5 protein-coding genes are annotated in these 6,425 nt (G+C 72.1%); 1 reads left to right on the top strand and 4 read right to left on the bottom strand.

The window, feature by feature from the left end:
* Window positions 1-1,749 carry an MDR family MFS transporter gene (locus IEY30_RS19800; RefSeq protein ID WP_030200717.1) on the top strand — a complete coding sequence of 583 codons (1,749 nt, stop codon included), beginning with the start codon at window positions 1-3 and terminating at the stop codon, window positions 1,747-1,749.
* Window positions 1,750-1,857: 108 nt separating this feature from the next.
* Here the strand turns inward: IEY30_RS19800 and IEY30_RS19805 are convergent, their stop codons facing one another.
* The 4 genes from IEY30_RS19805 to IEY30_RS19820 form a co-directional block, all read right to left on the bottom strand.
* Window positions 1,858-3,057 (bottom strand): MFS transporter, encoded by a 1,200-nt coding sequence (locus IEY30_RS19805; RefSeq protein WP_030200714.1) that lies wholly within the window; start codon window positions 3,055-3,057, stop codon window positions 1,858-1,860.
* Between the two features lie 93 nt (window positions 3,058-3,150).
* A complete protein-coding gene (locus IEY30_RS19810) occupies window positions 3,151-3,888 on the bottom strand; it encodes an enoyl-CoA hydratase-related protein (protein WP_030200712.1) in 738 nt (245 codons plus the stop codon).
* Window positions 3,889-3,927: 39 nt separating this feature from the next.
* A complete protein-coding gene (locus IEY30_RS19815; protein ID WP_052358735.1) occupies window positions 3,928-5,034 on the bottom strand; it encodes an acyl-CoA dehydrogenase family protein in 1,107 nt (368 codons plus the stop codon).
* Window positions 4,962-6,182, bottom strand: a complete 1,221-nt coding sequence (locus tag IEY30_RS19820; protein WP_229675111.1) for an acyl-CoA dehydrogenase family protein — start codon at window positions 6,180-6,182, stop codon at window positions 4,962-4,964. The genes IEY30_RS19815 and IEY30_RS19820 overlap by 73 nt, the downstream gene beginning before the upstream one ends.
* Window positions 6,183-6,425: the final 243 nt, after the last annotated feature.

Here is a 6,425-nt window from a genome sequence, read left to right on the forward strand (position 1 = left end):
ATGTCCGACACCACCGCCGAACCGTCGCGCGCCGCCGCGCGCACGGCCAGCGCGAGCGGCGCGTCCGGCCCGGACGGGCAGCCGCTGCTCTCCCACAAGGAGATCATCACGATCCTCATCGGCCTGATGATGGGGATGTTCCTCGCGGCGCTCGACCAGACCATCGTCGCGAGCGCGATGCGTGTCATCGCCGACGACCTCAAGGACCTGGCCGGACAGGCCTGGGTCACGACGGCATACCTCATCACGAGCACCATCGCGACGCCGCTCTACGGCAAGCTCGGCGACATCTACGGGCGCAAGAAGCTCTTCATCTTCGCCATCTCGATCTTCACGATCGGCTCGATGCTCTGCACGCTCGCCTGGTCGATCCCGTCCCTCGCGGCCTTCCGCGCCGTCCAGGGCATCGGCGCCGGCGGTCTCTTCTCGCTCGCCCTCGCGATCATCGGCGACATCGTGCCGCCGCGTGAGCGCGCGAAGTACCAGGGCTACTTCCTCGCCGTCTTCGGCACCTCGAGCGTCATCGGCCCCGTCGTCGGCGGCATCCTCTCCGACCAGGACTCGATCCTCGGCATCACCGGCTGGCGCTGGGTCTTCCTCGTCAACGTGCCGATCGCCGTCGCCGCGCTGATCGTCGTCACCCGCACGCTGCACCTGCGCCACACCCGCCTCGACCACCGCGTCGACTACTGGGGCGCGCTCAGCCTGTCGGTCGCGCTCGTGCCGCTCCTCATCGTCGCCGAGCAGGGCCGCGAGTGGGGCTGGGGCTCGGCCACGTCCATCGCCTGCTACGCCATCGGCCTCATCGGCCTCGTCGCGTTCTTCGTCATCGAGCGCTCGATGGGCGAGGAGGCGCTCATCCCGCTGCGCCTGTTCAAGAACCGCACCATCGCCGCCGCGTCGGTCAGCTCGGTCTTCATCGGCATGGGCATGTTCGGTGGCCTCGCCGCGATCCCGCTCTACCTGCAGATCGTCAAGGGCTCCTCGCCCATGGAGGCAGGCCTGCAGCTGCTGCCGATGACGCTCGGCATCATGAGCGGCTCGATCTTCTCGGGCCAGATGATCAGCCGCACCGGTCGCTACCGCAAGTTCCCCATCATCGGCGCGGCGATCCTCGTGCTCGCGCTCTTCGGCTTCCACTTCGTCGGGGCGGACACCCCGCTGTGGAAGACGATGATCGGGATGTTCTTCTTCGGCATCGGCCTCGGCTTCAACTTCCAGCCGTTGACCCTCGCCGTGCAGAACGCCGTCGACCGCCGCGACATGGGCGTGGCCACGAGCTCGGCGACCTTCACCCGCCAGATCGGCGGCACGCTCGGCACCGCGGTCTTCCTCTCGATCCTCTTCTCGCAGGCCGGCTCGAAGATCTCCGAGGCGTTCGCGAGCATCGCGCCGACGCCCGCCTTCCAGGCGGCGCTGCGCAACCCGACCGGTGGCGACCCCGCGGCCAACAAGGCGTTCATCGCCCAGCTCCAGGCCTCGCAGCAGGCGGGCGGCTCGGGTGCGGGTGCCGGCTCCTCCGCGCTGTCGGACAGCTCGTTCATCAACCAGCTCGACCCGCAGCTGGCCCGGCCGTTCCTCGTCGGCTTCTCCGACGCCATGTCGGTCGTCTTCATGGTGGCCGCCGGCGTGCTGGTCCTCGCGTTCGTCGCCTCGCTCTTCCTGCCGCACGTCGACCTCGGCCCCAAGCCGGGTGCCGCGCCGGCGAAGGAGGACGAGGAGGCCGTGGTGATCCCCGCGGGTCACTGACCGCGTGCTCCACCTCGAAGGGCCACCTCCCGTCACGGGAGGTGGCCCTTTCGTGTGCCCGATGGTGTGCCCGACGGTGTGCCGGAAGGCGTATGCCGGGTGGCGCGGTCAGCGCAGGTCGTGCAGCTCTCGTCGGGTCAGGAACGCACGCGTGCCGAGCGCCATGACGAAGGCGAAGCCGCCCGCGATGATCGCCACCCAGTAGCCGTGCTGCGCCCCGATGTGGTCGACGACGACGCCCGAGACGGCCGAGCCGGCCGCGACCCCGACGATGATGCCGGTCAGCACGATCGTCATGCCCTCGTTGAGCTGGGCCTTGGGGACGATGCGCTCGATGAGGTTCATCGTCGTGATGAGCGTCGGGGCCGTGGCCATGCCGGCCACAAGCATGAGCCCGGCGAGGATCCAGAGGTTGCCGGCGAAGAGCACCGGGATCTCGAGCACCGCCATGCCGAGCGTGCCGGCGATGAGGAGCTTGACGAGGCTGCGCCCGTGCGACACGTGACCGAAGACGAGGCCTGCGGAAGCCGACCCCACGGCATACAACGCGAGGATGGCGCCGGCGGCGCTCGGTGCACCCGCATCCTGCGAGACGGCGAGCGTCACGACCTCGTTGACGCCGAAGATGGCGCCCGTCATGACCATGATGAAGGCGAGCGGGATGAGGCCCGGCACCGTGTAGGCGTGCTCGGTCGGGCGCTCGTGGTGCGGCACCACCGGCGGCTCGGTCGAGCGGGCGGAGATGAACACGAGGACGCCGACGGTGTAGGCGAGCGCGGCGAACGCGAAACCCGCCTCGGGGAAGAGCGTCGTCGAGAGCCAGATCGCGAGGACCGGGCCGATGACGAAGGTGACCTCCTCCATGACCTGCTCGAACGACATCGCCGCGTGGAGGTTCTTCGGGTCGTGGGCGAAGATGTGCGACCAGCGGGCCCGCGCCATGGTGCCGAGGTTGGGGATGGCGCCGCACAGCGGGAAGGTGATGAACAGCAGCCACGACGGCCAGCCGCGCATCGACACGAGCAGGGTCATGACGACCCAGAAGCCCGACCACAGGAAGAACGGGATCGCGACGCGACGCTGGCCGTAGCGGTCGACGAGCCGGCCGAGGAAGGGCGCGCAGAGCGCCAGGGACACCATGCCGACGGCGACGACGGCGCCGGCGAGCGCGTAGGAGCCGGTGCGGGCCGCGACCATCGCGACCACGGACACGGCGAACATCGAGCCTGCCGAGCGGGCGATCATCCCGCCGGTGATGAAGACGCGTGCCCCCGGTACCTCGAAGAGAGGTCGGTAGGACGCCAGCACTGGTGCTCCTTCAGGTCGGGGACGGCCAACTTCCCCATCCTTGCACCACGACCCCCGGGGAGCCGAAATGCCCGATACGCGGTGAGGCGCGTCTCACGCCCCGTGCTTGCGGCGCAGCGACCACATCTGCGGCGAGCGCTCGAGCTCGACGGACACGTCCCAGGGCAGACCCCCGGGCGCGGTCTCGCGGCGGAAGCTCGCGACCGTCCGGCGGGCGAGCGCGGGGTCCTTCGCGACGCGTCCGGCGATCGCCATGGCCTCGTCCTGCACGTCGCCGTCGTCGTAGGCCGCCCAGGCCAGACCCAGCGCGACGGCTCGCTCGCCGTCGACCTCGTCACCGAAGAGGCCCAGGGCTGCTGCGGCCTCGCGCCCGGCGACCCGGTTGATCAGGGTGAAGTGGCCGCCGCCGGGGTGGATGCCGATCTGCGCGAAGCCCGGCAGCAGGCGGGCCGTGCGCGACACGATGCGCAGGTCGGCGGCCAGGGCGAGGTTGAGGCCGGCGCCGACGGCAGCGCCGCGGACGGCGGCGACGGTGGGGACGGCGATGGAGCCGACCGTCGTGAACGCGGCGTAGACGGTCTCGAGGTCGCGGTAGGCCTCGTCCTCGACGGGGTCCTGGCCCGTGTCGGCGAGGACGCTGCGGACGGCCCCGGCACAGAAGTGTGCGCCGCCGGTGACGACGACCGCGCCCACCTCGTCGTCGGACTCGGCCGTGCGGGCCGCGTCGATGAGCTCGCGCGACATCTCGACGGACAGGGCGTTGCGACGCTCGGGCGCGTCGAGGGTGATAAGGGCGACGCCGTCGGTCACCTCGTAGCGGACCTCGGTCATGGGCTGTGTCTCCTTGCTCCGGTGTGCTCCGGTGCGCGCTCAGGCGCCGTCGTAGGGGTGGAAGCGGCCGCTCGACGGCTTGGCCCGGCCGGTCGTGATGAGCGTCCAGAGCCGGTCGTGGCCGGCGGAGGAGGCGAGCGCGGTGAGGGTCTCGTCCCAGTCCTGGAGCGAGCCGTACTCGCTGCGGCGCGCGAGGATCGGCCGGGTCAGGGTGTGCAGCTCGTGCTCGAGCGTCGTGCCGATGGCTCCGAGCGCCTGGTGCGAGCCGCGGACGACGACCGAGGCGGCGTGCCCGACGCACGACTTGGCCACCCCGACGGCGAAGAGCATGCCGGGGTCCTGCCAGTCGGAGGCGGCGGCGCGGGCGACGGCGGCGTCAGTGGCGGCGCGGGCCAGCGCGGTCTCCGAGGCGATGTCCGCGACGAGGTGCTGCACGGCCTGGAACCGGCCGATCGGGCGGCCGAACTGCTCACGCGCGCGGACGTGCTCGAGGACGACCTCGACGACGCGCTCCATGGCGCCGACCACCTGGGCCGAGCGGGCCAGCGCGCCGCGCAGGTGGAACTGCTCGCCGATCTCGTGCGCGACCACCGTGCCCGTCTCGAGGTCATCGAGGTCGAACTCCACTGTGTCGCTTGGCTCCCCGGCGAGGTTGCGGCGCTCCTCGATGGAGACGCGGTCGACGGGGACGTCAGCGACGCGCCACTGGTCGCGGTCCTCCCAGAGGGCCACGATCCTGCTCGCGTCCCGCGCCCACGTGACGTTGAGGGCGACACCGGACGGGTCGGGACGGCATACGGTCCGAAGGCCCCCGTCGTTGGGCAGGCCGGCGGACTCGAGCAGCCAGCCGCCCAGCACGTCGTGCTCGGCGAGGGGCACGGGAGCCGCAGCGGCCGCCGCCAGCCCGAGCAGGGCAGCCGCGTCGACCCATCCGCCACCGCTGCCGCCCGCGGCCTCGGTGCCGGTGAGCCGCGTCAGGCCGAGCTGCTCGAGCCGCTGCCAGAGGTCGCGGTCGAGGTCGACGACGGCGGTCGGCGTCGCACGGGTGGCGCGGTAGTCGTCGAAGAGGTCGGTCAGCACGGCGACGAGGTCGGGGTCGGGCGTCGTGGGGGCAGCGAGGTCGTCGAGCCCGTGGCGGTCGGCCATAAGCGCATCCCCAGCCCGCGCGCGATGACGCCGCGCAGGATCTCGTTGGTGCCGCCCCGCAGCGTGAAGCCGGGCCGCTGGAGGATCGCGGCGTGCAGCAGCGTGTCGAGCTCCTCGTCGAGGGCCCACCCGGTGGCGGTCAGGGTGTCGACGTAGTCGGCGATGTCGCCCTCCCCCGTCGTGCCGAGCACCTTGACGACGGCCGCCGCGGTGTCGGCGTCCTCGTGCTGCTCGAGCGCCGTCGAGACGGCGAAGGACATGTGGTGCAGCGCGGCGACGCGTGCGACGTGGCGGCCGAGGCCGGGGTCGGTGGGCAGGCGGCCGTCGTCCATGGCCTGGGCCGCGGCTGCGAGCAGCTGGAAGGTCGACAGGACGCGCTCGGGGCCGCTGCGCTCGTAGGCGAGCTCGGAGGTCACCTGCGTCCAGCCCTCCCCCACCTCCCCGAGCACCCGGTCGTCGGGGATGAGGACGCCGTCGAGGTGGACCTCGTTGAAGTGGTGGTCGCCGCCCATCGAGATGATCGGGCGGATCGTGACGCCGGGCGCGCGCAGGTCGACGATGAACTGGCTCAGGCCGTCGTGGCGGTGGGCCGGGTCGAGCGGGGCCGAGCGGGCCAGCGCGAAGAAGGCGTCGGCCTCGTGCGCGCCGCTCGTCCAGACCTTGGTGCCGGTGAGGCGCCAGCCGCCCTCGACGCGGTCGGCGCGGGTGCGCACGCTCGCGAGGTCGGAGCCGGAGTCGGGCTCGCTCATGCCGATGCCGAAGACGAACTCGCCGCGGCTGATCCCGGGCAGGAAGGCCTGCTTCTGCTCCTCGGTGCCGTAGCGCAGCAGCGACGGCCCGATCTGCCGCTCGGCGATCCAGTGGGCCGCGACCGGGGCGCCGACGACGAGCAGCTCCTCGGTGATCACGAAACGCTCGAGGTAGGTGCGGCCCTGGCCGCCGTACTCCGTCGGGATGACCATGCCGAGCCAGCCGCGCCGGCCGAGCTCGCGGGTGAAGTCGCGGTCCCAGCGGGTCAGCCACGTGTCGACGTGCGGCACGAACGCGCCCCCAGCCACCTGCTCGGCGAGGAAGGCGCGCACCTCGAGCCGCAGCTCGGTCAGCGCGGGCAGCTCCCTGGCTCCCGGGGGGACGAGTCGGGCCGACATGCCCACCTTCCTCATGCGACGTCGCAGCGGTTCGTGCGCCACTCTCCCACACGCTCCCCCGAGGAAGGCGAGGGCGTATGCCGTGTGGTCACCCCCGCCCGCCGCGCCCTCGCGCCCGGGTCCGGCCGCCCCCGCCCCACCCACTCGAGTGGCCGCCCCGCCCCAGCAGCCCCACCCGCCACGGGGCGGGTGTGACGAGGAGGCCACTCGACGAAGAGAAGACCCACTCGAGTGGCCGCCCCG

This window comes from Terrabacter tumescens, from assembly GCF_014646815.1.
Classification (GTDB): Bacteria; Actinomycetota; Actinomycetes; order Actinomycetales; family Dermatophilaceae; genus Terrabacter; species Terrabacter tumescens.

Coding starts and splice junctions, on each gene's coding strand:
- IEY30_RS19800 (WP_030200717.1), top strand. CDS start 1: ATGTCCGACACCACCGCCGAACCGTCGCGCGCCGCCGCGCGCACGGCC.
- IEY30_RS19810 (WP_030200712.1), bottom strand. CDS start 3,888: ATGACCGAGGTCCGCTACGAGGTGACCGACGGCGTCGCCCTTATCACC.
- IEY30_RS19815 (WP_052358735.1), bottom strand. CDS start 5,034: ATGGCCGACCGCCACGGGCTCGACGACCTCGCTGCCCCCACGACGCCC.
- IEY30_RS19820 (WP_229675111.1), bottom strand. CDS start 6,182: ATGTCGGCCCGACTCGTCCCCCCGGGAGCCAGGGAGCTGCCCGCGCTG.